The sequence below is a fragment of the Tepidiphilus thermophilus genome (assembly GCF_001418245.1).
Taxonomy (GTDB): Bacteria; Pseudomonadota; Gammaproteobacteria; order Burkholderiales; family Rhodocyclaceae; genus Tepidiphilus; species Tepidiphilus succinatimandens.
On record NZ_LIPU01000010.1, the window covers coordinates 1 to 25,918 of the forward strand.

The following is a 25,918-nucleotide window of genomic DNA, read 5'->3' on the forward strand; positions in this document are numbered from 1 at the left end:
CGCCTCTGTTCCGTCTGCGGCTGGAAACACGAAACGCTCACGCTGGGCGAGCGGGAATGGACGTGCCCGGAATGCGGCACGCACCACGACCGTGACCTCAACGCGGCGATCAACCTTCAACGGCTGGCCACCGCAACGGCCCTACCCGTGGCGAGTCCATCCGGTAACGGCGGCGCTACCTCAGGAGGGGTTCCTGAAGTAGTCGGGAAAGTCACGCCTGTCAGGCACGAGCACGGTCATCGAGACGGCTCGGGGCAGGAAGAAAACCGTGCGCACTTTTGCGTACGTTTTTGAGAGCAGCCTTCACCATGAAACGACTGGAAAACCACGTCGCGCTCGTCACCGGCGGCGGGCGCGGCATCGGCAAGGCCATCGCCACCCGCCTCTATCAGGAAGGCGCAAAAGTGGCCATCTGCGGCACCACGCCCGACGTGCTGGAAGCGGCCGCGCGCGAGATCGGCCCCGACGTACTCCCGCTCGTGTGCGACGTCTCGCAGGCCGACCAGGTCGAGGAAACGGTACGGCGCATCCGCGAACGCTTCGGCAAAGTCGACATCCTGGTCAACAACGCCGCCGTGATGCTGCGCCACGTCGGCCTGGAGCGGGCCGCCCGCCCCTTCACCGAACTAGAAGAAGAAGTCTGGGACAAGGCGATGGCGGTCAACGTCAAAGGCCCGTGGCTGTGCGCCCGCGCCGTCTTTCCCGACATGCAGGCGCAGCGCTGGGGGCGCATCATCAACATCGCCTCGGACACCGTCTTCCTTGGCCGCGGCAACGGCGCACAATACATCACGTCCAAGGCCGCCGTCATCGGACTCACGCACGCCCTTGCCTGCGAAGTTGGCCGCCACGGCATCACGGTCAACGCCATCTCGCCGGGCTTGACGCAAAGCGAGACGGTTCGCGAACACGGTTTCGAAGCCATGGCCAAGCAGCTCGCCGAACAGTCGGCCATCCCGCGGCTCGAGGTTCCTGAAGACCTGGTCGGCACCGCCGCCTGGCTCGCCTCCGACGACGCTGCCTTCGTCACCGGCCAGACGATCTGCGTCGATGGCGGGCTAGTGTTGCGCTAGCCTTCTGGCGTGAGTCGCTCGGAACTTTTCCTTCGCCTACGGCCTCTGCAGGCGATTTTCTTTCCCACACTCGTGTGATACGCTCGATCCGCTCCCCGTCCTAGCCGCTGCTTACGGCTTTGAAACGCTGCACCCGAGCCAGCCGTTCCTCGAACGAGGAAAAAAGAACCGCTGAGCAGAACGCCATCCCATCATCTCATGCTGCCGCATGCCGCGGCTCTGTCGAGGCTCGATGATCCCGCTGGACATCCGAACGATGATGGTGATGACGGCCCTTCTCGCCCTCATGATGGCGGGCCAGTTGCTGCTTGCCAGCATCCAGCAAGGAAACCCACGCGGCCTGCGTCTTTGGGCGCTTGCCCAAGCGAGCATTGGCCTGGCCTTCGGTTTGGCCTTGCCCGAGCCGCGCCAACCCCTCGCTTCCTGGCTAATCGTCGGCGGCAGCGCCTTGATCGTCCTCGGCCTCGCCCTACAATGGCAGGGGCTGCGCAGCTTCTACGCCCGCCCTTACATGTGGTGGCCCGTCCTCCTCTCCCTGGGGCTGGCCTTGCTCGGAAATCTGTGGTTTGCCATCCTTGCGCCCAACGTGCTTTACCGCGCGATCTTCAATTCCTTGTTGATGGGTACGTGGAGCCTGCTGTGCGCCCATGCCGCCCTACGCGCTCCCGCCCCACCGTCCATCGCCGCCCGACTGACCGGCGCCGCCTTCCTTGGCCTGGCACTTTTGTTTTTCGTCCGACTGCTCTATCTGCTCACCGCAGCTCCTCCCGATTATGGTCTCTACGCCCGAATTTCGCTCAACCCGATCATGCAGTTCCTCCTGAGCGTGCTACAGATGATCCTCGTCTCCAGTTTCATGCTGATGGTCCATACCCGCATCACCAATGACCTGAACCACCTCGCCAGCTCCGACGGCCTGACCGGCGCACGCAACCGCCGCAGCCTGGAAGAACGGTTCGCCCGCTGGCAAACGCTCGAGCTCCGCAAAGGCGGTATTCTGTCACTGCTTCTCATCGACATCGACCATTTCAAGCACGTCAACGACACCTACGGACATCCAGCAGGAGACGCGGTCTTGTGTGCCATCGCCCGACTCGGTCAGACGATGCTGCGCAAACACGACACCTTTGCCCGCTATGGCGGAGAAGAATTCTGCGTGCTCTTGCCGGCGACGAATGAAACGGAAGCCGCATCTCTCGCCGAACGGTTTCGCCTTGCCGTGGCTGCGTGCGTCCACCCCAACGAGAATCCGGCGCTTCCCCTGACGATAAGCATCGGCGTGGCCTGCTCGAACGAGGTGGGCGACGAATTCTCCCAGCTGCTGCAAGCCGCCGACGACGCGCTCTATCATGCCAAACGCAACGGGCGGAACCGCGTCGTGGCGTTCTCGTCGCTACCGTAACGATCGCCGCACCATGCCTCTGGAGCCTCCCCTTGCCCCCCGAACCATCGACGGGATCGCCGACAGAGATATAGACTGATAATGTGGGGCTATCGCATCTCCCCTCGACCTCATTTCAGGAGTGACGCCATGACGACCGACCCGCCCACCGTTCTCGTCACCCTCGACCCCGCCGTGCGTGAAGCCGTGGAGGCGCGGCTCGGCGGGCTCGGCCGGATCGTCTTCCTCGCCGAACTCCCCGAAGCGCAACGGCGCGAGGCGCTCAAAGCGGCCGAATATCTCCTCACGCTCAATCCGCAGCGGGAATTCGGCCCGTGGTGGCCGCAGCATCCACGCTGGCGCTTCGTCCAGTTCACCACCGCCGGAGTCGATCACGTCGACTTCGGTCGCATCCCCGAGGCGACGATCGTCGCCAGCAACGTCGGCGGCTTCGCCGAGCCGATGGCCGAATACGTGCTCGCCACGGCGCTTGCCCTGAGCAAGAAGCTCCTCCATTACCATCGTCTGCTGCAGCAGGGCGTGTTCGCACAGTTCGGCGAGACCGGAACGCTGCGCGGCAAGACGGTGACGATCCTCGGCTTTGGCGGCATCGGTCGCGCCTGCGCCGACCTACTGCGTATCTTCGACGTGCGCCTCTTCGCCATCAACCGCAGCGGCAAGACCGACGTTCCCGTATGGCGCTGCGGCACCCTCGCCAACCTCGAAGAGGCCCTGCGGCTCGCCGACGTCGTGGTCGTCTGCCTGCCGCTCAACCGCGAAACCCGTGGGCTGCTCGGGGCGCGCGAGCTCGGCTGGCTCAAGGACGACGCCATCTTCATCAACGTCGCCCGCGGCGAGATCGTCGACGAAAAAGCGCTCTACGACTTCCTCCGCGACCACCCCAAGGCGCAGGCCGCGATCGACGCCTGGTGGGTCGAACCCTTCCGGCACGGCGAATTTCGTATGAATTATCCTTTCCTCGACCTCCCCAACGTGCTCGGCAGCCCCCACAACTCCGCCCGCATCCCCGGCTGGGAACGGGTGGCACTCGAGCGTGCCTGCGACAACCTCGCCCGGGCGCTGAAGGGAGAACCCATCCATGGCCTGGTCGACCGGAGCGACTATGAGTGAGCGCGGCTCACGGCCCGCTGGCCGCGGCAGTCCACCGGCGAGCGCGCCCGAGCGCACGGCCGGGAGTACACCCCACCTGCTGATCGTATGGCACTCGCGCACCGGCACGGCCCGGCAGATGGCCGAGGCGGCCCGCGACGGCGCCCTCGAAGCCCTGCGCGAACTCGACGCCGTCGCACGCGTGCCCATCGGTCTGCGCCGGGCGGCAGAAGTCACGCTCGAAGAGGTGCTCGCCGCCCAGGGCTATCTCTTCTGCGCCCCGGAAAACCTCGCCACCCTCTCCGGCGAGATGAAAGAATTTTTCGATCGCTGCTACTACGGTGTGCTCGATCGCGTCAATGGCCGGCCCTACCTCGCCCTGGTCGCCGCCGGCAGCGACGGCAGCGGCGCCGTGCGCCAGATCGAACGCATCTGTACCGGCTGGCGCCTGCGGCCACTCGCCCCCGCCCACATCGTGCTCACCCACGCGCAGACGCCAGACGCGATCATGGCCCCGAAAACGCTGCCCGAGGCCGAACGCGAGCGCTGCCGCACCCTGGGCGCGACCATGGCGGCCTGGCTGGCATGATCCGGCGAAGCACGCTCACACCGCGCCCGGAGCGGAATACATGGGTTTGCCGTCGCTGAGAGAGATCCAGCCTTTGACGATGCGGTAGATCACCCAGACCCATGCCGCGAACAAGATGAAGTATCCTACCGCCACGAACGCGGTGAGCACCCCTACCAAGCTCCACAGCAGGCTGTACCAGAAGGTGCGGCGCTGCCACAGGAAGTGCGATTCGACCCAAGTGCCGCGCACATCGGGATATTTCACGTAGTTGACGATGATCCCTACCAGGTAGGTGACCCCCAGGATCAAGGAGATCGCATAGAGCGCGTAGACGACGGTCGCCCATTTCTTCGCTTCCTGGATCCTGCTTGCATCGTTCGACGAGGCCGCATCGATGATTTCCATGAGACTTCCTTTCCGGCAGAATAGATAAGGTAAAACCGGGACCATCTTAGCGAAAAATGGCAAGAACCCCCAAAAACCGGCCAGGCGATCGATCGTGAAGCAACCGCCTGATTCCACCTTGCGCGGCCGCGGCGCCTCGAGCGCACCGCCACACCGCTACGCCCGCCTTGCGCGCGAGCCTTTCGACGACGGCTGGGCGCAAGAAGAAGAGGCATCTCCAGCCCCGCCGACCGAAGTGCGCTGGGAAGAGGCGCGCAGTGCGATCACCGCCAACCGCTCGCCCGACCTGGGGTTCGACCGCTCGCTGAACCCCTACCGCGGCTGCGAGCACGGCTGCGCCTATTGCTACGCCCGGCCGATGCATGCCTGGCTGGACCTCTCACCGGGGCTCGATTTCGAACGCATCATCATCGCCCGGCGCCATCTGGCCGAACGCTTGCGCGAAGAACTCGCCCGGCCGAGCTATCGACCTGCGCCCATCGCGCTGGGCACCGCCACCGACGCCTGGCAGCCGGTGGAGCGCAAACTGGGGCTCACGCGCGCGGTGCTGGAAGTGCTCGCCGAAGCGCGCCATCCGTGGTCGGTCGTGACCAAGGGCAGCGGCATCCTGCGCGATCTCGACCTGATCGCCCCCATGGCTGCTTCGGGCTTGTGCGAAGTCTATGTGACGCTCACTACGCTCGACGCCGAACTCGCCCGCCGGCTGGAACCGCGCGCGGCAAGCCCGCGGCGACGGCTGGAAGTGATCGCGGCGCTCGCGCAGGCCGGCGTGCCGGTGGGCGTGAGCCTCGCGCCGCAGATCCCCTTCCTCACCGAAGACATGGAAGCCGTGCTCACCGCCGCGGCCGAAGCCGGCGCGGTGGGCGCCTTCATGAGCATTCTGCGCCTGCCGCACGAGCTGGAGGGGATTTTCGACGACTGGCTGCAGCGGCATTTCCCCGAGCGGCGCGAGCGCATCCTCGCGCGGCTACGCGAGCTGCACGGCGGAGCGCTCGACGGGCCGTTCGGCGCCCGCTTCCGCGGCCAAGGCCCGTGGGCGGAGCTACTCGCCCAGCGCTTCGCGATCGCCCGCCGCCGCGTCGGGCTCGACCGTCCGCTGCCACCCCTTGCCGTGCACCTCTTTCGCCCGCCGGCAAAGCGCGCCGGCGAACCGGTGCAGCAGGCGCTTTTCTGAAGCAGATTCGCCCTTCCTGGGCTAGCCCTATTCCCCAGCGCTCACGGTTTGCACGGTTTTTTTCTGGTTGAACCGCCCCAATTCCTGCATCAGGCGCACCAACTGCGGCTGCTTGCTCTGGAGCAATTCCTGGGCGCGCTGCGGCGCGAGCTCCTCGTCGTTCGGGCCGCTGATGCGCTTGCCCACAAACCCCTGCATCTTGGTCGGCAAAGCAATCTTGACGTCGGCATCCTTATAGCCCACGCGCGACCAATCGCTGAACACGACGTACTCGCGCCGCTTGCCGGAAAAGAGATCGTAGCCGGAGGAATAGTCTTCGGGCGGATTCTTCACGCCCAAGAGGGGCATGAGGGTCGGGACGACATCCAGGTGGCTGCTCAGCTGCTCATGCACGGCCGGAGCGCGGCCCGGAATCCACAGGATCAGCGGGGTGCGTGTCTGCGGATCGGAAAACGTCGAGTTGTGCCCCCAGTAGCCGTTTTCCATGAACTCCTCGCCGTGGTCCCCCAGCATCACGACGAGGGTGTTCTCCAACAGGCCATGCGTCTCGAGATACTCGAGGATCCGAGCGAATTGGCTGTCCAGGTGATGCACGGCGTTGAGGTAACGGTTCTTGATCGGGACGATGTCTTTTTGCAGCTCGTCGCGGTCGAGCGTGGCGTAGTTGATGTCGTCGCGATAAGGCGTGCGGATCACGCTCTCCGGCGGGAAGTAGTAGCGCGCATGCGGCGACTCGAAGAACATCCAGGCGAAGAAAGGCCGAGCGGGATCGCGCGTGTCGATGAATTTCAGCAGATCGGAGACGTTCTGCCGGTCTTTTTCCCATCCGGCAAGGGGCGCGTCGATTTCATGCAGCTGCTCGCGCGGCACCTGGCTGAAGACGGTCTGATCGAACTCCGGATAGCTGAATTTGGCGCTGGTGTACAAGGACATCTGATAACCCTGCTGCTGCAGCACCTCGATGAGGGGCGCACCTCGGCGTCCTTTGAGGAAAGCGTCCCAGTAGGTACCGGGCAGCCCCGTCATCATGGTAAAGATGCCGATCCGGGTGCCGTTGCCGCCGCTGTAATGATTGGCGAATACCTGCGCCTTCTGGGCGAAAGCCCAGGTGGCCGGCATGATTTCCGGATCGAGGGTATCGGCGCGCCAGGATTCGGCCACCAGCCAGACGATGTTGTAGGGCTTCTCCGGCTTGGTGAATTCCAGCGGCTTGGCCGGGTATTGCAGGCGTCCTTCCAGATCCAAGGATTTTTCCTGCGCCGCCACCTCGAAGCCCAGCTTCTTGAAGAGGCTGCGGGCCGTGGTGCCGACGTAAAAAGGCACTTCCTGGGTGAGTTCGAGCACGTCGGACTTGCCCATCGCGCTCGCGTAGGCATGGACGGAATGATCCCCCAGCATGGAGAACAACAGCAGCACGAGCAGCGGTCGCGCCAGCCGCCGCACTTCCCAGCGCAGCAGCGCGAAGCGCCGGCCCGAGAAGGCGAGCAAGAGGAACAACAGGGCATGACCGAGGAAGAACGCCAGACCGATCAACGCGAAGCCCAGCGTGGAGGAAGCGCTGCCGCCCAGCGATTCGAGGCCGCCCGGCGTCATCACCAGATTGACGACGAACCCGTTGATGAACATGCCGTAGAGGGCATGGATCTTGGCATTGGCATAGAAAAAGAGGGTGGTCAGGGCTCCCGTCAAGACTGCCATGACATTGGCGGCCAAAACGGCGCCTCGCGGCAGGCGCAACCACCGCCACGGCCACGGACGGCCGGCGAGCCAAGTGAGCACCAAGGCCGGCAGCAAGTAGAGCGCGTTATAGCTCGCGAACGCATTGACGAGGAACAAGAGATTGCCGTAGCCACCGCCGGCTGCAGCCGCAAAGTCGACGTTCGCGGCGTTGATCCACAGCAGGACCAGATAAACCAGCGCGAAATAGGCGAACCGTACACTGCGCCAGTAGGTATGTTCGTTCAAGGGGTGCCGCTCCATCGTCAAACTCGGAAAGGTTTTTGGATCGTCGCCAGCCGGAAGATGCCGCATTGCGCGATCCTTGCTTGCGCCGGCGGCTGCATCGACCGGATTCGACCGCCCCGCCGCCGCCGAGTTCTCACGGCCACCGCCAGCCCACGGATGAGGCGCGCCGCGTCCGAACCGCGCGCATCTTATCCCATGAACGGGTGAAGATGTTATACTGAAATTTTTCCATGTTTGTCTGACGCCCATCTCATGATCGTCATCACCGGCGGCGCCGGCATGATCGGCAGCATCGTCGCCTGGCAGCTCAACCGCCAAGGGCGCGACGATCTGCTCCTCGTCGATCGGCCAACCCATCCCGAGCAGTGGCAGAATCTCTGTCACCGCACCTACGCCGATTATCTCGACAAGGATGAGCTTTTTCCTTGGCTCGAGCGTCATGGCGCGCAGGTCGAGGCCGTCATCCACATGGGCGCCATCAGCGACACCACGGAGCGCGACTGGAACCGGCTGCTCGAAGCCAATCTGCGCTATTCGCAGCGGCTGTGGCAATTCTGTACGCAGCAGGGAGCGACGTTCCTCTACGCCAGCTCGGCCGCCACCTACGGTAACGGCGAGCGCGGCTACAGCGACGCGAGCATCGACGGCCTGCGCCCGCTCAACGCCTACGGCTACTCCAAGCACCTGTTTGACCAATGGGCGCTGCGCCAGGCCGCAGCCGGCCATGCCCCGCCGCGCTGGGCCGGGTTCAAGTTTTTCAACGTCTATGGACCCAACGAATACCACAAGGGCCGCATGGCGAGTGTGGCCTACCATGCGTTCACCCAGTTCCGCACCGGCGGAACGGTGCGCCTGTTCAAGAGCGATCGCCCCGACGTGGCCGACGGCATGCAACTGCGCGATTTCGTCTATGTCAAAGATGTTGCCGCGGTCGTAGCCTGGTTTCTCGCCGCCCCGCGCCCTTCGGCCCTCTACAACGTCGGCACCGGTCAGGCCCGCGCCTTCCTCGACCTCGCCACGGCCGTGATGGAGAGCTGCGGCGCACGCCCCCACATCACCTGGATCGACATGCCGGACGACCTCAAAGGCAAATACCAGTACTACACGCAGGCCGACATCGGCAAACTGCGCGCGGCGGGCTACGACCAGCCCTTCCATACGCTGGAAGAGGGCATACGCGACTACGTGCAGAATTACCTTCTGCAGCCCGACCCCTATTGCTGAGACCTCGGGAACCGAATGATTCCGGAACAGGCCATACGGCAAGCGCTGAGCGCACATCGAGCAGCCACCGAACAGCTGCATGAGCAGATGCAGCTCCTCATCGAGATGGGCATGCGGCTGCGAAGCTGCCTCCTTGCCGGCGGCAAGATCCTGCTGCTGGGCAATGGCGGCAGCGCGGCCGACTGCCAGCACATCGCCGCCGAGATCGTCGGCCGCTACAAGCGCGAACGCCGCGGTCTGCCCGCCATCGCGCTCACCACCGACACCTCCATCCTCACGGCCGTGGGCAACGACTACGGTTTCGAACACGTCTTCTCGCGCCAGGTGGAAGCGCTATGCACCCCGAAAGACGTGGTGATCGGCCTCTCCACCTCCGGCAACAGCCCCAACGTGCTGGCCGCCATCCACACCGCGCGCCAAATCGGCGCGTTCACCATCGGACTGACCGGCGGCGGGGGCGGTAAACTCGCGCAATGCTGCGACCTGAGCCTCGTCGTTGCCAGCAACGACACGCCCCGCATCCAGGAGGCCCACATCCTGGTCGGTCACATGCTCTGTGACCTCATCGACGCCGAAACCCTCGATTCCACACCATGCAGCAACGGCTGATCGAGGCGCTCCGTCAGGGTTTTCCCGCCGACGCCTGGGCCCTGGTGATCGGCGACCTCATGCTGGACCGCTATCTCTGGGGCAAGGTCGAACGCATCTCGCCGGAAGCGCCGGTGCCGGTGGTGTTGCTGGAAAAGGAATCGAGCCGCCCCGGCGGAGCAGCCAACGTGGCGGCCAACCTCGCCGGCCTGGGCCTGCCCTGCCGCCTGCTGGGCACCGTCGGCGACGACGCGCCCGGACGCGAGCTCGTCGCAGCCATCGCCAGTCAAGGCGTCGGCACCGAGGCGCTCTTCACCTCGTCTTCGCGCCCCACCACCACCAAGACCCGCATCCTTGGCGGCCACCAGCAGATGCTGCGGCTCGATCGCGAAGCCACGGCCGCCCCCGACGCTGGCGAGCAAGAGGCCCTGAGCCGCCTGCTGCGCGAGATGATGGAACGGAAACCGGCCGTCGTCGTCCTCTCCGATTATGCCAAAGGCGTCCTGACCCCCGAGCTTTGCCGGCTCGCCATCGACCTCGCCGCCCAGGCGGACATCCCCGTACTGGTCGACCCCAAGGGGCGCGACTACGGCAAATACCGCGGCGCGACCGCCCTCACGCCCAACCGGCGGGAAACCGCCGAAGCCTGCGGCGTCTCCGGCCAGGATCTCGACGAGCTCCTGCAGGCCGCGCAGGCGCTGCGCCGCGCCCTCGATCTACGCTTCCTCGCCGTCACCCGCAGCGAGGAGGGCATCACGCTCCTCGACGAGACGCGCACGCTCCATCTGCCCGCCATGGCGCGCCAGGTGTTCGACGTCTCGGGGGCTGGGGACACTGTCATCGCCACGCTGGCCGCGGGGATGGTGGCCGGGCTCGAGCCGGCCGAGGCGCTGCATCTGGCCAACCTCGCCGCCGGCATCGTGGTCGGCAAGGTGGGCACCGTGCCCATCGCCCGCGAGGAACTGCTGGCCGAACTCGCGGTCGAGGAAGTCCGCGAGCAGGCGGACAAGATCTGCGACCTGCCGCAGCTGCTGGCGCGCGTCCGGCAATGGCGCGCCAACGGAGAGTGCATCGTGTTTACCAACGGCTGCTTCGACCTCCTCCACGCCGGCCACGTCGTCTATCTGGAACAGGCGGCCAAGCTGGGGGATCGCCTGGTGGTCGGGCTCAATACCGACCGCTCGGTACGCGCCCTCAAGGGTCCGAACCGGCCGGTCATCCACGAACAGGACCGCGCCCGCGTGCTCGCCGCCCTGGAAGCGGTCGATGCCGTGATCCTGTTCGACGAAGACACGCCGCTCTCCCTGATCGAAGCCATCCGCCCGGACGTCCTGGTCAAGGGCAGCGACTATACCGAAGACCAGGTGGTGGGCGGCAAGGAAGTCAAATCCTGGGGCGGGCGCGTCGCACTCATCGACGTCGTGCCGGGACGCAGTACCAGCAACATCCTGCGCAAGCTCGGCAGCGCATGAGGCGCGAGCGACTGCAGGGCAAGGCGCACGGAGCGCAGGAGGCGAGACATATCATGAAGATAGGCGAGCATCCGAGCACCGCGCAACGCCGCCATGCAGCCGCGCAGTAGGTTGCTCGAGGCGCCCATGACGAACCGGCAAATCCTGGTCATCGGCCCTTCCTGGATCGGCGACATGATCCTGGCGCAGAGCCTTTTCAAGCTGCTCGAGCAGCAGGACGAAGACTGCGCGATCGACGTGGCCGCACCCGCCTGGACCCTGCCGCTGCTGGAACGGATGCCGGAAGTGCGTCAAGCCATCGCTCTGCCCTTTCAGCATGGCAAACTCGATCTGTGGCAGCGCATCCGCATCGGACGGGCGCTGCGCCCCAAGGGGTACGAGCAAGCCATCCTGCTCACCAATTCCTTCAAATCCGCCATCCTGCCTTTCGTCGCCGGCATCCCCCGGCGTACCGGCTTTCGCGGCGAGATGCGCTATGGACTCATCAACGACCTGCGTCGGCTCGATCCGGTTCGGCTGCCCATGACCGTGCAGCGCTTCGTCGCCCTCGGCCTGCCGCCCGAAGCCCCGCTGCCCGAGCCCCTGCCGCGCCCCGAGCTCATCGCCTCGCCCGAGGGGGCTTTGCAGGCGCTGCGCCGCCTGGGGCGCGAGCTGCCTGATAGCCCCGTCCTTGGCCTGTGCCCCGGCGCGGAATATGGCCCCGCCAAGCGTTGGCCGGAAGAACACTACGCCGCCGTGGCCCGCTGGGCGTTGGAGCAAGGCTATGCAGTGTGGCTCTTCGGTTCGGCCAAGGACGCCGCGATCACCCAGGCCATCGATCGCCTGAGTGGTAACCGCTGCCTCGATCTGGGCGGCAAGACCCGATTGGGCGAAGCCATCGACCTCATGTCGCTGTGCTCGGCCGTGGTGAGCAACGACTCGGGCCTCATGCACGTGGCGGCCGCGCTCGATCGCCCCCTGGTCGCCCTCTACGGCTCCTCCGACCCGCACCACACGCCACCGATGAGCGAGCGCGCCTCCATTCTCCACCTGGGCCTGCCCTGCAGCCCCTGCTTTGCGCGCGAATGCCCTCTCGGGCATCTGAAATGTCTGCGCGACATCGCTCCGGCGCAGGTCATCGCCCTTCTGCACCAGCGCTTGGATAAAATAAATACATCGAAAACGGATCCAGCATGATCGTCAAAAAACTTCTTGAAGAGCATCGCATACCCTGGCTAGGAGCCATCCTCGGCGCCATGGTGGCAGCATGGGTCATCTTCCAGTCCAACGGTTTTCTCAACAGCGACGGCATGGTTTATATCGAGGCCGCCAAGCAGTTCAGCCAAGGGGCATGGAAAGCGGGGTTCGCCCTGTACAACTGGCCGCTGTATTCCCTGCTGATCGCTGCCATCCATCACGCGACGGGGCTAAAATTGTTGGCCTCGGCCCATGCCATTACCATCACGACTTTTGCATTGACCAGCGCTGGCCTGCTGGTACTGGTGAGAGAACTCGGCGGCAACCGCCGCGTCATGCTCGCCGCCGCCCTGATGCTGTTTGCAGCCACTCCCCTGGTCAACAACTACCTGCCCATGGTGCTACGCGATCATGGTTTTCTGGCCGCGCATGTCTGGAGCATCGTATTTTTGCTGCGCTTCAGTGCCACCCATCGCTGGAGTGCCGCCTTGGCCTGGGGAATCATCGCCGCGATCGCCACCCTGTTCCGCATCGAGGGCATCGTTTATCTCGCGCTGTTACCGCTAGCGCTCTTGCTGCGCAGCGGCTACGACTGGCGTCAAAACCTGACGGCGCTGGCAAAGGCCAACACGTTCCTGGCCGCCAGCGCCGTCTTGCTCGGCATGGCGCTCTTATTACTCCCCAATGTCAATGCCCACCAGCTGGGCCGTCTAAAGGATCCGCTAACAGTCGCGCAAAACGTTTTCTACCAGCTTACCAAGGGCCTCGAGGAAAAGGCCGACCTTTACGTCAACGTCATCCTCGGGCAGTATCTGAACGACTACGGTATGCCCGGCCTCCTGCTTACGCTGGCCTACGTGGTACTCATCAAAACGGCCACTTCCGTCGGCTGGCCACAGCTACTGTTCGCTGCGTATTCCCGCTTACAGTGCCGTGAGCCGTCCGCGAATCCAGGCCATGCATACCTGCTCGGCTGGCTGTTCGCGATTGGCCTCATCAACGCCGTCTTCATCATCCTGAGTGCATTCACGCTGCCTAAGCGTTACCTGCAACCGCTGGGCCTGATCATCCTGATCTACGCTGCCTTCGGTGCAACAGCGCTGTTCACTAGATGGCGTCAGCAGATCGGCAGCAGGTGGATATTTCCTGCGCTCACAGCACTACTGGGGCTGCAGCTCGTACTCAACCTGCGGCCGAGCGACGCCAGGGACCATTTCGAGCAGAATGCGGCAAAGTGGATCAACACCCACGTCCCCGTCGGCAGCCGTATCTATTACGACTACGGCAGAATGCGCTTCTACGTCAATGAAGACTCTTCCAGCCGCGAGGAAGTACCGTTGGCGGAAATCGAGCGGCTGATCACCACAGGAGACATCAAGCAATACGATTATCTAGTGGTGCACGTTTCCAGAAAGGAGAGGGAGCACCAGCAATTCATGAGTGCCCGCTTGGGCGAGCCGCTGGCCATGTTCGAGAATAGACGTGGCAAGCGCATCCTGATCTACCGCGTGCAGAAATCTCCCTGAAACGGACGCAACGTCAGCCATCGTACGGTAAGGCCAACGACCTGGCTCAGGCACCAGAAGATGGGATAATAACAGAATGCTTTTCCGCGTACACGAATTGGAATAGAGATGTTCACCATTGCAGCGGAATACCAGGTTGAAATGATAATTCAGTTTCCGGTTTGCATGTCCTGGAATCTTTTTCCATTGTAAAATGGTAATGTCAACGCATCCAATATCATGTGCAGTGTAAACTTAAAATTTAGGAGTGATTTGCAATGATTCATATATTCATCGGCTACGACCCAAGGGAAGCGGTAGCCTATCATGTTTGCGCCAACAGTATCATCCGCCATTCCAGCGCCCCGGTTGCGCTGCATCCGCTCTCCCTCAACAACTTGCGAACATTCTATGCCGAAAGGCACACGGACGGCAGTAACCAGTTCATCTACAGCCGCTTTCTCACCCCCCTGCTGATGGATTTTCAGGGTTGGGCCATTTTCATGGACGGCGATATGCTGGTGCGCGACGACATCGTGCAACTGTGGGAAATGCGGGATCCCAGCAAGGCGGTCATGGTGGTCAAGCATGACTACAAAACCCGCCTGAAGCAGAAGTATCTGGGCGCCAAGAATGAAGATTACCCTCGCAAGAACTGGTCTAGCGTCATCCTATGGAACTGTGGTCATGAAGCCAACAGAGTACTGACGGCCGATTTCGTGCAGAACGCAACCGGCGCGCAGTTGCATCGTTTTACATGGCTGACCGACGACCTCATCGGGGAACTACCGAAGGTATGGAACTGGCTGCCCGACGAATTTGGCGCCAACCCGCATGCTAAATTGTTGCACTGGACGCTGGGCACACCCTCATTCCATGAATTCGCCGACGAACCCATGGCATGCGAATGGCATAGAGAGCGCATCCTGATGGATTACTGTCTGCAAAGGGGCATCGGCTAGAAATCGAGCTGCACTGTCTGCTTTCAATCTTTTGGCATAAATGGCGATTATCATTTTATCGTTGTATACCTCGCCCAACGCTTGTCGATCAGCAGGGCAATCTGCTTCTGGAGACCCATCGTGAACACCATTTCCAACGATTATCTGACCAAGCAGAAAGAGCTTCATCAGAATCCACGATACGGATCTGCATCGGTAGATTATGCCCCAATAATCATCGACATACTTGAGACTACAGGGTTTCGCTCAATTTGCGACTATGGCGCAGGAAAATGTCGTCTGGGTGTTATATTAAAGAAAAAAATGCCGATGATCGACTATTTCCCTTATGATCCAGCATTTCCGGATTACGGGCCAGCCAAACCAGCAGAATTAGTCGCCTGTATCGACGTTCTAGAACATATTGAACCGGAATTCCTCGAAAACGTGATTCAGGAGCTTTCCTGCCTGACCACCCATGTCGGCTTTTTCAGTGTTCATACCGGTCCGGCGAAGAAAACGCTCGCCGACGGCAGAAATGCGCACCTCATTCAGAAACCCACATCATGGTGGCTGGAAAGGTTGCTGCCGTATTTCGATATCATCCAACTCACACCAGTCAAACGGGGCTTCTGGGTCATCGTACAGCACAAGGGAAGTGATCATACCGGCATGTTCGTAAAGCGGAAACGCGATTACGCAGCCCTGTGGGGGAAGCTTCAGAGATTTGTACGGCGCCGCTTATTTTCCTTTTGCGACAGACACCCAGAATCAGCTGGCAAACAGCGCCAACTGGCGAATTAGGTTCTGCTGCCTTTCCTTGCCCCGCTCGCCAAAGACCCAGTTGAAATATGCTTCTCGCTGCGGACGGAAATGATCAGACTCTGCCAGTGAGGAGTCGATGATTCGTGCCATATCCTGGCTATCCGGTCTCATGCGCATGCCACACCCGTAGATGGTCAGCAGCTTGGCGATGTACTCCTCTTGGATCTTCTTGCCGCGCATCATGGCGGTGATCGCATCAGGCGACGAACCCGCACTCTCTACGAACAGCAACGGCAGGTCATAATAGAGCGCTTCCTCAGGTGAAGATGCACCGTCGGTTATCACTAGATCTACGACGGCAAACAATGCCGACAGCTTGTAAGAGGTCAAATCCAGCAAAGAATTGCCTCGCTCCCGGCACAACCGCTGCAGGCGCATGAAGCCGAACCGGTCCTTGATACGCGCGGTCACCGACTGGCTCGGATGCGGGCGCAGAATTAAGTTATAGCGGGAAGGTACATTCTTGAGCAGCTTTTCCGCCATCACGTCCCAAGACCCGTACGGTTTGCCCCTAGGCAGGTACAGCAAGGTCTGCGCAGCCGGATCAAGGCCCGCCTGTTGCAAAAACTCATGACGCCAACCCGCGTCGCGCTCAGGAAAATCGAGGAACGGCAGATAACCGGAATAAACCAGCTTGTCCTGCAACCCAGCCCCGGCCAGCGCATCGTACATTCTCGGGCCAATGACGCAGATGTGATCGAAGTGGCGCAGCCCGTCAATCTCGGTCTGAGACATGAACGCATAAGTGCCATGGAACACCATGTATTTCCTGGCCGCATAGCGCGACAGCAGCGCCCGGTTGGGCGAACCGGTGACGATGGCATCGGCTCGGCGCAGCAGCGCATCGCCGCGGGACCAGCGTCCGAGCGATTCGCGCAACAGGGTCACGGGCGCGTCCGGATAGACCCGGCGCAGGGCCCGCCGCGTGCTCGGGCGCGTGGTGACGAATTCCCCGCCCAAGGCTTCATGCAGCGGCATCAAGGCGGGTACGGCTTGGTATTGTTTGGTGAAATAGGCGATCATCGGCCTGCTTCCTCACAGGCAGCACCAAAGCCGAAGACTTCCAGCGACTTTTTTCTCTTGAGGTACGGCGTAAAAGTGCGCAGGCGGCAATCGGCCAGCGGCGAGATCTTCTCGCCATCGCCGCTTTCGGCCAGCACCAGCATGTCGGTGTGTTGCGCGCGCAAGTCTGCCAGACGCGCGTCGTCGATCACGGGGATGTCCCGCTGCGCATAATAGAGCAGGCGCTCGTCGAGCGAGCGGTAGGCATAGAGCGGCACGGGCGGCGCGGTGCGCAGCCACTGCACGAACTGCGGAAAAACCGCGACTCGGTACTCATAGATCCTGGATTCGACGAGACCGAAATACAGGGCGTAGAGCGCCGGCAAGGCGATGCCCAGCGCCAGCACGGTGCGGCGTAGCCGGTCCCCTGAAGTCTCCAACAGCTCGGCGAGGCGCACTCCCAGCAAGAGGGCGAGGAGAGGATAGACCGGCAGCAGATATTTGGCGTGCTTGTTGCTGAAGAGGGAATAGAGCAGAAACGGAATCGCCACGGCAAGGAGCAGCGCCTTGCGGTCGTGATCGCGCCACCAGCGCCGCACGGTGGCCAAGGGCCGGGCCAGCAACAGAAGGGATGCCGGGAAGAAATCCCCCATGATCCATATAACGTAATCGTAAAAAGGATCCGCGGCGGAATTCTGGACTTTGTCCACCATGTCGACTTCGATGATGGAGAGCCATACCTCCCAGCCCAACTGCCAAGTCACGGCGGCATACCAGGAAAGCCCCACCCCCAGAAAGATCAGCCAGCCGAGCGGATCGTACAGGGCCTGCCAGTGACGTGGGCTGCGCGCTTGCACGGCCAGAGCGAAAAGCGGCAGGGTGACGAAGAGCAAGACCAGCGGCCCTTTGGTGAGCATGGCTAGCCCCAGCAGCGCGTAGCTCAGCCGCAGCCAGGCGCGCCCGCCGTCGTCACGTATGTAGTGCAGAGCAGCGAGAAGGGAGCCGACGCACAGGGTGGTGAGCAGCATCTCGATCTCGGCGCGCCGTGCGAAGACGGCGAATCCGGCGTTGGCGATGAGGATCTGCGTCGCGAACAAGGCCGGCCACGGACCGAACACCTTCCGCGCATAGCGGTAGCAGACCCAGATGCACAGGCTCGCCGCGAGCGTCGAGGGCAGGCGCACCGCCCATTCGTTGGCAGCGCCGAAAAGCCAGGAGCAGGCTGCAGCCAACCAGTAGAGGAGCGGCGGCTTGGCGAGATAGAGCTCGCCGTTGAGCCGCGGCAGCAGCCAGTCGCCGCTGCGAAACATCCCCTCCGCGGGAATGGCTCGGCGCGCCTCGTTGAAGGACAGGAGCGCGATGTCGCCCAATCCCCAGTAGAACACCAGCGCGCCGAGGAAGAAGGTGGCAAAGAGCAGTCGCCGGTAGAGGGCGTCGTCGGCGTAAGGCGCTCGTTCCAGGCCGACAGAACGCAGGCTCATTGCGGCACCCCCTCCTTGGTCACCAGGATGTCCTCCATGACGAGATACTGGAGATCGGAACCGAAGAACATGTCGAGCGCGTCGCTCGGGCTGCACACCATGGGTTCGCCGCGGCGGTTGAGCGAGGTGTTGAGCACCACGCCGTTGCCGGTGAGTTTTTCCAGCTCCCGCATCAGATCGTAGTAGCGCGGATGCTGTTCGCGCCGCAGCACTTGGGCGCGGGCGGTGCCGTCCTCATGCACCACTTCCGGCACCCGCTGCCGCCATTCGGGTGCCACCTCGAAGGTGATGGTCATGAAGGGGGCCGGATGGTGGGACTGCAGCATCTGGGGAGCGACGGTATCGAGCATGCTGGGGCAGAACGGCCGCCAGCGCTCGCGGAACTTGATCTGGGCGTTGATGCGGTCGGCGATGCCGGGCACGCTGGGGCAGCCGAGGATGGAGCGCCCGCCCAGGGCGCGCGGGCCGAATTCCATGCGCCCCTGGAACCAGGCCACCGGATGGCCGTCGGTGAGCAGCCGGGCGACCCGCACGGGCACGTCGTCGATTTTCTGCCAGCGCGGGCGCGCCGGGTGTTTGGCGCAGGCGGCGATGATCTCTTCGTTGGTATAGGCCGGCCCCAGATAGACGTGTTCCATCTTTTCCACTGGCACGCCGCGCTGCATGCTGACGTAGGCGGCAGCGCCCACGGCGGTACCGGCATCGCCCGCCGCCGGCTGGACGAAGAGCTCCTTGACGTCGGGCCGGGCGACGATCTTCTGGTTGAGCTTGACGTTGAGCGCCCCGCCGCCGGCAAAGGCAATCAGCCCGGTTTCGCGGATGACGTCCCCGAGATAATATTCCATCATCTCCAGCGCCAGCCGCTCGAAGAGCGCCTGCATGCTTGCGGCGTAATGGATGTACGGTTCGTCGGCCACGTCGCCCTCGCGCCGAGGACCCAGCCATTCGATCAGCTTGGGCGAGAAGTAATAGCCTTTGCCTTTTTCCTTGTAGCGGCGCAGGCCGACGACGTTGACGTAGTCGGTATTGACCACCAATTCCCCATCCTCGAAGCGCGCCAGACGCGAGAAATCGTAGCGGGTGGGGTCACCGTAGGGCGCCATGCCCATCACCTTGTATTCGCCATCGAGCATCTCGAAGCCGAGGTATTCGGTGATCGCTCCGTAGACGCCGGCCAGGGAATCGGGATCGTAGAATTCCTTGATCTTGTGGATGACGCCGTTTTCGCCGTAGCCGAAGAAGGTGGTGGCATACTCCCCTTTGCCGTCGATGCACAGGATCGCCGTCTTGTCGCGAAAGCCGGAGCAATGATAGGCGCTGGCGGCATGGGCCAGGTGGTGTTCGACCGGGACGATCTCGGTTTTGCCGAGGTCGAACCCTAGCTGCTGCAGGCACCATTCGATGCGCTTCTGGTAGCGGTGGAAACGGCGGTTACCGGCAAAAATCGCATCCAGCGCCCGATCGGGCGCGTACCAATAGCGCCGGGCATAATGCCAGCGCGCAGGACTGCCGAAAAGGGGGATGGGCGCATAGGGGATGGCTACGGCGTCCACTTCGTGCGGCCGGATGCCGGCCCACTGCAGGCAGAATTTCGCCGATTCATAGGGCATGCGGTTCTTGGCGTGCTTGTCGCGCACGAAGCGCTCTTCCTCAGCCGCGGCGACCAGCGTGCCGTCGATGTACAGTGCAGCCGAGGGGTCATGCCCCAAGGCACCGGACAATCCCAGAATCTTCATGTCGTACTCACTTTTTCCTCGATGATCGACAGGCCGGCCCGCCGCAGCACCGGATCCGGCCCATAGACGCGCCGCAAGGCCGATTCCAGCAGAGCGCGGACCGGCGGCGCGTCCTGCCAGTTTTGCAGGAAGCGGCGCAGATCGCGGGCATGGCGCCTGCGGTACCTGCCGCTACGGGCGTGGCGGTATTGGCGCAAGGCATCGAGATCAAGCAGCCATGCACCTCGGTCGACGATCTTGAGGTTGTCGGCTTTGAGGTCGCCGTGCTCGATGCCCAGCAGGTACAGCTTGTGCAAGAGCTTCGCCAGGCGCTCGGCCACTTCGCGCCGGACTTCGTCAGCGACCGAGGCATCGGCGAAGAGTTCGTCGGCAGCGGGGCCGTCCACCCATTCGGCGAAAAAATATGCCTGCCGCCGCAGCGGACCGAAGCGGCGCTCCAGCACGGCGAGCGGACGCGCCGTGGCGATGCCGTACATGCGCAGCAGATGGGCGTTGCACCAGGAACGCACGGCCCGGGAACGGCGCAGGGCGATCTTCAGGCCGTGCCAAAAGCCCTTGACGTTGTAGCGCTTGATGACGATACGGCGCGCGCCGGCGGTCACGACGCCGATGGTGCAGGTATTGCCCGTCTTGAGGCGGCGGCATGCCGGGCGCTCCAGCCAGTCATCGGGGCGATCGAGCAGCGCGCGCAGCTCGGGGCCATCATGGGCGCGGGCCACGGCAAGGAAACGATCCCAGCGCTGTTCCACGCGCACGTCGGTGCAGGTGCGCAGGACTTTCCTCATGGCGTACTCTTGCGCCACCTGGTAGCGATGCCGCCAGACGGCCTCTTCGAGACGCCGCAGCATCCGGGCATCGGTCTGCCAGCCGCGCACTTCGGCGTAGACCTGCAGCAGCTGGGGAAGATGAACGTCCTCCTCGACGTCGAACTTGGAGAGCAATAGCGCCAGATTGCGCAGCGAGCGGCGCGGACCGAGCGGGCCTCGTCCGGCACGGATCCCGTCGCCGTCGAGGGTGTAGACCCGTTCGCCCTGGATGAGGAAATTCTTGAGATAGAGATCGGTCTGGCGCACTCCTGCCTGGTGATGCCTCGCCACCACCCGCACCAGCGTTTCCATCAAGCGCAGGCGGGCCTGGGCGTCGCCGGCAAGGGACGCCAGATACTCCTCGGCGTTACAGGAATCCTCGATGGCCTCGAAAAGGAGCACCCATCCGGCGCCGTCGGGCAGCTGCGCTTCATATAGCAGCGCCGGCGTATCGATGCCCCGCTCCTGCAGCCAGCGCACACCGCGCCGGTCGCGTGCGGCGTGGCGCTCGGCGCGGGGGCCGATGAAAATTTTGGCGTAGATCGCCCTGCCCTGCCAGCGGCCGGAGCAGACGAGCCGGGCGCCGGGCACCCGACGGACCACGCGCTCACACACCACGCTCGTGCCGTCGCTCAAAGGCAGGGAGAACGGCCCGTCCTCCGCACCGAGCACGGCGGGCGATCCCAAAATCACGGTTTGCGCCGCAGTCTGCATAGATTCAGTTCGTCGACCGAGGTCACGAGTTCGACGTCGATTCCTTCTAGGGCAGGCGGTTGCTCGGTGATCAGCCAGATCTCGCCCCGCTGCTCGAGCAGGGCAGGAAGATCTTTCGCGGCCACCGGCGGAATCACCCGTCCGGCATAGAAGGAAATCGCGCCATCGCCCGGTTTGGCATCATTCGGCCTGTCTTGATAGAGTGGAACTTCCGGGCCGGGAAGTTGGGCAGCCAGCGTCTTGGCGGCGGTCTTGTGCGGCTCCTTCGACAGATTGGCCTCGCCGTAGAGATAGAGCGCCGCGCTCACCACGGCCACCAGCAGCACGGGGAAAGAAAGCACCCGGGTATTCAGGAGCCGGTACGACACCAAGGGCAGCGCCAGAAGCGCCAGCCAGGGCAGAAATTCCAGCGCCGCGCTTTTATTCTTGAAGACCAGGTAGCCCATGGCCGCGAGCGCCGCCACACAGAACAGCCAGAACAAGATGCGGTTGAAGCGGACGAACCCGCCGCCGGCTTCGGCCAGATAATGGCCGAGGATCAAGGAAAGCGGCGGCGCAAAGAGAAGCGCGTACTGCATCTGCTTGTTGACGGTGAAGGAGAGCAGGACGAACACCACCGCCAGCCACAGCCAGGCGAAACGGATCACCGGCGGCAGACTCCCCTGGCCGCGCTGCCGATGGGCCCACCAACCAGCCGGCAGCAGCAGAATCCCCCAGGGGGCGAAGAATTCGAAGAAATGCTGCGGATACCACCACAGCGGCTTGGCATGGGTGCCGCTGACGAAGGTTTCGTCCACTTGCCTGCCGATGAAATACTGGGCGGCATCGGGTAGCGTCGCCAGCAGCCAGGCATACCAGCCGAAGGCGACGAGGAAGAGAACTGCCAATCCCGGCAGGCTGAAGCAGTTCTGCAGGAACTGCCGCACCCCGGCGCCGCGCCGCTGCAGCAGCGACCACGAGAGCAGCGTGAGGAGCGGAATGGCGAGCGCCGCCGGACCTTTGCTCAGAAAACCGAGCCCCAGGAGCAGGCCGAAGAGCATGCGGCGGCGGGCCTCGCCGCCCCGTTCGAGCAGGTCGTAGCCGACGAAGCAGGCTGCGGCGATGAAGAAGAGCAGGATCGCATCCGCCTCGCCGCTACGAAAGTAGCGCAGGCCGATGAAACTGACCACCAGCACCAGGCCGGCGTTGGTCGCCGCCCTCGCCCCTAGCCGGGGCATGCTCCATAGCGTCAGAAGAAAGGCCGACAGCAACCCGAACAGCACCGCCGGCAGGCGCGTGGCGGTCTCGTTCACACCGAACAGCCGGTAGCTCGCCGCGGTGAGCCAGTACGGCAGGGGCGGTTTCTGCAAGCGGAGCTCCCCGTTGTAGCGCGGCACCAGCCAGTCGCCGCTCACCACCATCTCGCGCGCCGTCTCGGCAATGCGCACTTCCTGGATCTTGTACAGCGGCCGCTCGCCCAGACCGATGAGCAGGGCCGGCAGCAGCAGCGCAAGCATCACGAGCAGCGAGGAATAGGATGTTTTCATCGTCGTGTCCCTGACAAATTTCCAGTCTCGTCGAACGGCGTCCTCGGCCAGCGTCCGTGGAACTTGTGGTAGAGCCGGCGCGCCCGCGCTTGCACCTGCCGCCAGAACGAGCGCTCGCCGACGAGGGTGCGGCGCAGGCTGCCACGGTAGAGACGGATGAAGCGCAGGCAGTCGCGGCGGCTCAGGCCGATGTCCAGCGCCGAGAAATACAAGGCGGCAAGGTCTTTCATCCGATCGCGCCGGGAAGTGACGCGACGCACACCGACGCGGTGCAGGTCCATGAGATAGATCAGGATCTCCCCCTGCCGCAGGCGCTCCCCATCGAGGCAGAAATGGCAGAGATAGAAGTCGCGGTGGTTGAGCCCGTGTTCGTGCAGCGTGCGCGCGATGCGCGCGACTTCGGCGAGGATCGCGCGCTTGTGCGCCAAGGGCGGCGGGGAATGGGGCCAGTCGCGGCAATGATCTTCCAGCGAGACGATGTCCCCCAGGTCGCGCGTCATCACGAAGGAGCGTCGCCGGGCGGGGTTCGAGCCGCGGCTGGCATAGGCGACGCCGGGTGTGGTGGGAATGCCCAGCGCTCGAAGCCGCTCGATGGCGCGCCACTCGACGGAAGCATCCACCACGGGCCACTTGCCGGAGAAGAGATTCTTGAAGATCTCGCGCCACCCCACGCCCAAATGCTGCTTGACGAAGTAGGATTCGTCCCCTAGGCGCACCCTCAGGGTGCGCCGGCCGGGGACGTCGCGAAACACCTCCCCCTGCAGCGCCATGACGCGTTCGAACGGATCGCCGGGTGGCAAGAGGGAAAGGATCTCGGCGGGCAGATGATCGGGCGGCCGTCCCGCGCGGCACGGCGGCGCGGGCACGCCGCCCATCGCTCCGCCCACGGCACTTCGCGCCTGCGTGGATTCAGTCTCGACCACGGCCTTTCCTCTTTTCCCGGGCGATCTCCTCCAGCAGCTCCGCCTCCAAAGTAGGAGAACGGCGCGCGGCGATGTCCGCGGTGTAGCGCCTGCCGGCCTCACCCCATTGCGCGCGCTCCTGGGGCGAAGCCAGCATGCGCGCCAGGGCTTGGTCCATTTGGCGCTGATCGAAAGGCGACGGCAGCACCAGGCCGGCGCCCGCCGCGGCGACGTGCTCGGCGTAGCCACAGACGTCGGTGACGAGCACCGGCAGCCCCGCGGTCATGGCTTCGATGAGCACGAGCCCGGCGAGCTCGGAGCGCGCGGCATGGACGAGGAGGTCGGAGCCCATCATCAGGCGGGGAACGTCCGAGCGACCCGAGGTGAGGATCAGGCGATCCTCCACCCCCAGGCGCTGGGCGAGCGCCACCATGGCGTTCGGACGATCCTCGCCCACGGCGAGCAGCCAGGTGTCGGTGCGCAGCGAGCGCGGCAAGGCGGCCACGGCGCGGATGGCCCGATCCAGGCCTTTGCGCACGAAGGCGGAGCCCACCATCAGAATGACGGTGGCCGAGTCGGGCAGGCCGAATTCGGCGCGCACTGCATCCCGCGCCTCGCTCCGATCGATGCCGGAAAAATCATCGAGGGGAATGTTGGGCAGGAGCACGTGAAAGCGCCCATCGGGCGTGTGATACCAACGCTGGTAGATGCTCCGCTCGCGCGCCGTCAGCAACAGGATGTGGCAAGAACCCTCGCGGCCCATGACCGCCCTTTCGCACGCGGCGAAGAAGCGGTACCGGCCGGTCAGACGGTAGAGCCAGCCGCGCTCGGCGTGCGCCCGCTCGATGAAACAGGGGTCGGCCGCGTAATAGACGTCCAAGCCGGGCATGCGGTTGAAGCCGACCACCAGATCGGGCTCATCGGCGCGCAGCCGCGCGGTGATGGCGTCGATCAGACGCCGATGGCGCCGATGATTGAGCCCGCCAGAGACCGGCAAGAGGACGACCTCGATGCCCTCCCCAGGCGGATCGCCGCGCCATTGGCCGGTATAGATCCGAACCTCATGCCCCCGCGCCGCGCAATCGCGGGCGATGCGCAGCATGTCGCGCTGCGCCCCGCCGTAGGGAAAATACTTGAAGATCACGAAGGCAAGCTTCATCGAAGACCGTCATCGCCGCCGCACGGCCAAAGTTTCCATTGTATGCGAAAATTCCCCCATGCCACGCCTGCTGCTCATCAAGACTTCGTCGCTGGGCGACGTCATCCACAACCTCCCTATCCTCGCCGACATCCGTGTCCACCATCCCGACATGCGGTTCGACTGGGTGGTGGAAGAAAGTTTCGCCGACATCCCTGCCCTGCACCCGGCGGTAGACCATGTCTTTCCGGTAGCGATCCGCCGCTGGCGCCGCAGCCTTTTTTCTGCCGCCACATGGCGCGAGATCGCCGCGGTTCGCCAGCGCCTCAGGGCGTGCCGCTACGACCTTGTGCTCGACAGCCAAGGATTGCTCAAGAGCGCGCTGATCGCCCTGCAGGCGCGCGGCGAGCGGCACGGCTACGATCGGCGCTCCATCCGCGAGCCGCTCGCTGCCCTCTTCTATCCCCACCGGCACACCGTCTCGCGTGCGCTGCACGCGGTGACGCGCAACCGGCTGCTGGCAGCGGCCGCACTCGGCTATCCCCCTCCGCAGACGGCGCCCGACTACGGCATCCGCCCCCCCCGGCAGCCCTTGCCGCTCGAGCTGCCGCCATGCTACGCCGTCGCCCTGCACGCGAGCAGCCGCGATTCCAAGCTGTGGCCGCAGACGCATTGGGTCGAACTCGGGCGCACGCTTGCCGCAGCCGGAGTGCCGCTCGTCTTGCCTTGGGGCAACGAGCGGGAACGGGAGCGCGCCCAGGCGATTGCCGCCCAGGTGCCGCACGCCCTGGTGCTGCCGCGCTTGCGCCTTGCCCAGCTCGCCACGCTGCTTGCCGGTGCCTGGGCCGTGGTGGGCGTGGATACGGGTTTGGTCCACCTTGCCGCGGCGCTCGACGTCCCCACCGTCGCGCTCTACACCGATACCGACCCGCAGCGCACTGGCGTCTTCCCCGGCCGCGCGCAGTCGGCGATCAATCTCGGCGGCGTCGGCCAGGTTCCAGCACCCGCCGCCGTCCTGGAAGCGCTGGAGCGTCTCGACCGGCCCCCAGCCATGTCCCGGCACAGCGGCTGACCCTCCAAACCGGGAGCGCGGTTTCCCCTCGCCGCCGTGTTCCGGGCGTGTTTCCTGCGACAAAGCGATCATCGGATCGATGCCACGATCGCTCTTGACCCGTGTCAAGGCGCCGGGTGCAGCGCCTCGCT

23 protein-coding genes are annotated in these 25,918 nt (G+C 64.0%); 14 read left to right on the forward strand and 9 right to left on the reverse strand.

The annotated features are described in order from the left end of the window. From ASC37_RS11290 to ASC37_RS08250, 5 genes are all read left to right on the forward strand, one after another. Positions 1 to 294: zinc ribbon domain-containing protein (locus tag ASC37_RS11290; protein ID WP_141654660.1), on the forward strand; the 294-nt coding region annotated here is incomplete at its 5' end. A 14-nt stretch (positions 295 to 308) separates the two neighbouring features. Continuing rightward, entirely contained in the window at positions 309 to 1,073 is a 765-nt protein-coding gene (locus tag ASC37_RS08235; protein WP_055423928.1) for an SDR family NAD(P)-dependent oxidoreductase, read from the forward strand. Positions 1,074 to 1,338: 265 nt separating this feature from the next. Further along, complete coding sequence (locus ASC37_RS08240; RefSeq protein WP_157287457.1) at positions 1,339 to 2,475, forward strand: GGDEF domain-containing protein; 1,137 nt, start codon at positions 1,339 to 1,341, stop codon at positions 2,473 to 2,475. Positions 2,476 to 2,604: 129 nt separating this feature from the next. Continuing rightward, on the forward strand, positions 2,605 to 3,585 hold the full coding sequence (locus tag ASC37_RS08245; RefSeq protein WP_055423930.1) for a 2-hydroxyacid dehydrogenase: 981 nt from the start codon (positions 2,605 to 2,607) through the stop codon (positions 3,583 to 3,585). 118 nt (positions 3,586 to 3,703) lie between these two features. Beyond that, positions 3,704 to 4,153 carry a flavodoxin family protein gene (locus tag ASC37_RS08250; RefSeq protein WP_055423931.1) on the forward strand — a complete coding sequence of 150 codons (450 nt, stop codon included), beginning with the start codon at positions 3,704 to 3,706 and terminating at the stop codon, positions 4,151 to 4,153. A gap of 15 nt (positions 4,154 to 4,168) precedes the next feature. On the opposite strand, the gene ASC37_RS08255 is transcribed toward ASC37_RS08250, so the two are convergent. Then, complete coding sequence (locus ASC37_RS08255) at positions 4,169 to 4,540, reverse strand: DUF4870 family protein (protein ID WP_055423932.1); 372 nt, start codon at positions 4,538 to 4,540, stop codon at positions 4,169 to 4,171. 94 nt (positions 4,541 to 4,634) lie between these two features. Between ASC37_RS08255 and ASC37_RS08260 the strand changes: the two genes are divergently transcribed. Next, complete coding sequence (locus ASC37_RS08260; protein ID WP_198289060.1) at positions 4,635 to 5,714, forward strand: PA0069 family radical SAM protein; 1,080 nt, start codon at positions 4,635 to 4,637, stop codon at positions 5,712 to 5,714. Positions 5,715 to 5,741: 27 nt separating this feature from the next. Here ASC37_RS08260 and ASC37_RS08265 read toward each other — a convergent pair whose 3' ends face one another. Then, a complete protein-coding gene (locus tag ASC37_RS08265) occupies positions 5,742 to 7,679 on the reverse strand; it encodes a sulfatase-like hydrolase/transferase (protein ID WP_198289061.1) in 1,938 nt (645 codons plus the stop codon). Positions 7,680 to 7,931: 252 nt separating this feature from the next. Here ASC37_RS08265 and rfaD point away from each other — a divergent pair, with 252 nt between their 5' ends. From rfaD to ASC37_RS11515, 7 genes are all read left to right on the forward strand, one after another. Next, on the forward strand, positions 7,932 to 8,903 hold the full coding sequence (gene rfaD, locus ASC37_RS08270; protein ID WP_055423934.1) for an ADP-glyceromanno-heptose 6-epimerase: 972 nt from the start codon (positions 7,932 to 7,934) through the stop codon (positions 8,901 to 8,903). Positions 8,904 to 8,918: 15 nt separating this feature from the next. Beyond that, positions 8,919 to 9,512, forward strand: coding sequence for a D-sedoheptulose 7-phosphate isomerase (locus ASC37_RS08275; protein ID WP_055423935.1), 594 nt, complete (start codon positions 8,919 to 8,921; stop codon positions 9,510 to 9,512). Beyond that, a complete protein-coding gene (gene rfaE1 / locus ASC37_RS08280) occupies positions 9,497 to 10,963 on the forward strand; it encodes a D-glycero-beta-D-manno-heptose-7-phosphate kinase (protein ID WP_055423936.1) in 1,467 nt (488 codons plus the stop codon). Before ASC37_RS08275 ends, rfaE1 begins: the two co-directional genes overlap by 16 nt. Before the next feature lie 126 nt (positions 10,964 to 11,089). Then, positions 11,090 to 12,139, forward strand: coding sequence for a lipopolysaccharide heptosyltransferase II (gene waaF, locus ASC37_RS08285; RefSeq protein WP_055423937.1), 1,050 nt, complete (start codon positions 11,090 to 11,092; stop codon positions 12,137 to 12,139). Next, a complete protein-coding gene (locus ASC37_RS08290) occupies positions 12,136 to 13,665 on the forward strand; it encodes a hypothetical protein (RefSeq protein WP_055423938.1) in 1,530 nt (509 codons plus the stop codon). Before waaF ends, ASC37_RS08290 begins: the two co-directional genes overlap by 4 nt. A gap of 257 nt (positions 13,666 to 13,922) precedes the next feature. Further along, on the forward strand, positions 13,923 to 14,606 hold the full coding sequence (locus ASC37_RS08295; protein ID WP_055423939.1) for a glycosyltransferase: 684 nt from the start codon (positions 13,923 to 13,925) through the stop codon (positions 14,604 to 14,606). 120 nt (positions 14,607 to 14,726) lie between these two features. Beyond that, positions 14,727 to 15,389 carry a hypothetical protein gene (locus ASC37_RS11515; protein WP_141056174.1) on the forward strand — a complete coding sequence of 221 codons (663 nt, stop codon included), beginning with the start codon at positions 14,727 to 14,729 and terminating at the stop codon, positions 15,387 to 15,389. Here ASC37_RS11515 and ASC37_RS08300 read toward each other — a convergent pair. From ASC37_RS08300 to ASC37_RS08330, 7 genes are read right to left on the reverse strand one after another with little or no spacing between them, the layout of a single operon-like run. Next, positions 15,357 to 16,433, reverse strand: coding sequence for a hypothetical protein (locus tag ASC37_RS08300; protein ID WP_055423940.1), 1,077 nt, complete (start codon positions 16,431 to 16,433; stop codon positions 15,357 to 15,359). The genes ASC37_RS11515 and ASC37_RS08300 overlap by 33 nt on opposite strands. Then, on the reverse strand, positions 16,430 to 17,893 hold the full coding sequence (locus ASC37_RS08305) for an ArnT family glycosyltransferase (protein ID WP_055423941.1): 1,464 nt from the start codon (positions 17,891 to 17,893) through the stop codon (positions 16,430 to 16,432). The genes ASC37_RS08300 and ASC37_RS08305 overlap by 4 nt, the downstream gene beginning before the upstream one ends. Continuing rightward, a complete protein-coding gene (locus ASC37_RS08310; protein ID WP_055423942.1) occupies positions 17,890 to 19,629 on the reverse strand; it encodes a carbamoyltransferase family protein in 1,740 nt (579 codons plus the stop codon). The genes ASC37_RS08305 and ASC37_RS08310 overlap by 4 nt, the downstream gene beginning before the upstream one ends. Further along, positions 19,626 to 21,149 (reverse strand): lipopolysaccharide kinase InaA family protein, encoded by a 1,524-nt coding sequence (locus ASC37_RS08315; protein ID WP_055423943.1) that lies wholly within the window; start codon positions 21,147 to 21,149, stop codon positions 19,626 to 19,628. Before ASC37_RS08315 ends, ASC37_RS08310 begins: the two co-directional genes overlap by 4 nt. Continuing rightward, the gene (locus ASC37_RS08320; protein WP_055423944.1) at positions 21,125 to 22,675 is read right to left on the reverse strand and encodes an ArnT family glycosyltransferase; all 1,551 of its coding nucleotides are present in this window, start codon (positions 22,673 to 22,675) and stop codon (positions 21,125 to 21,127) included. Before ASC37_RS08320 ends, ASC37_RS08315 begins: the two co-directional genes overlap by 25 nt. Continuing rightward, positions 22,672 to 23,550 carry a lipopolysaccharide core heptose(I) kinase RfaP gene (gene rfaP, locus ASC37_RS08325; RefSeq protein ID WP_082438433.1) on the reverse strand — a complete coding sequence of 293 codons (879 nt, stop codon included), beginning with the start codon at positions 23,548 to 23,550 and terminating at the stop codon, positions 22,672 to 22,674. Before rfaP ends, ASC37_RS08320 begins: the two co-directional genes overlap by 4 nt. Positions 23,551 to 23,584: 34 nt before the next feature. Continuing rightward, entirely contained in the window at positions 23,585 to 24,736 is a 1,152-nt protein-coding gene (locus ASC37_RS08330) for a glycosyltransferase family 4 protein (RefSeq protein ID WP_055423945.1), read from the reverse strand. Between the two features lie 58 nt (positions 24,737 to 24,794). On the opposite strand from ASC37_RS08330, the gene waaC reads away from it, so the two are divergent. Beyond that, a complete protein-coding gene (gene waaC, locus ASC37_RS08335; protein WP_055423987.1) occupies positions 24,795 to 25,787 on the forward strand; it encodes a lipopolysaccharide heptosyltransferase I in 993 nt (330 codons plus the stop codon). Positions 25,788 to 25,918 lie beyond the last annotated feature (131 nt).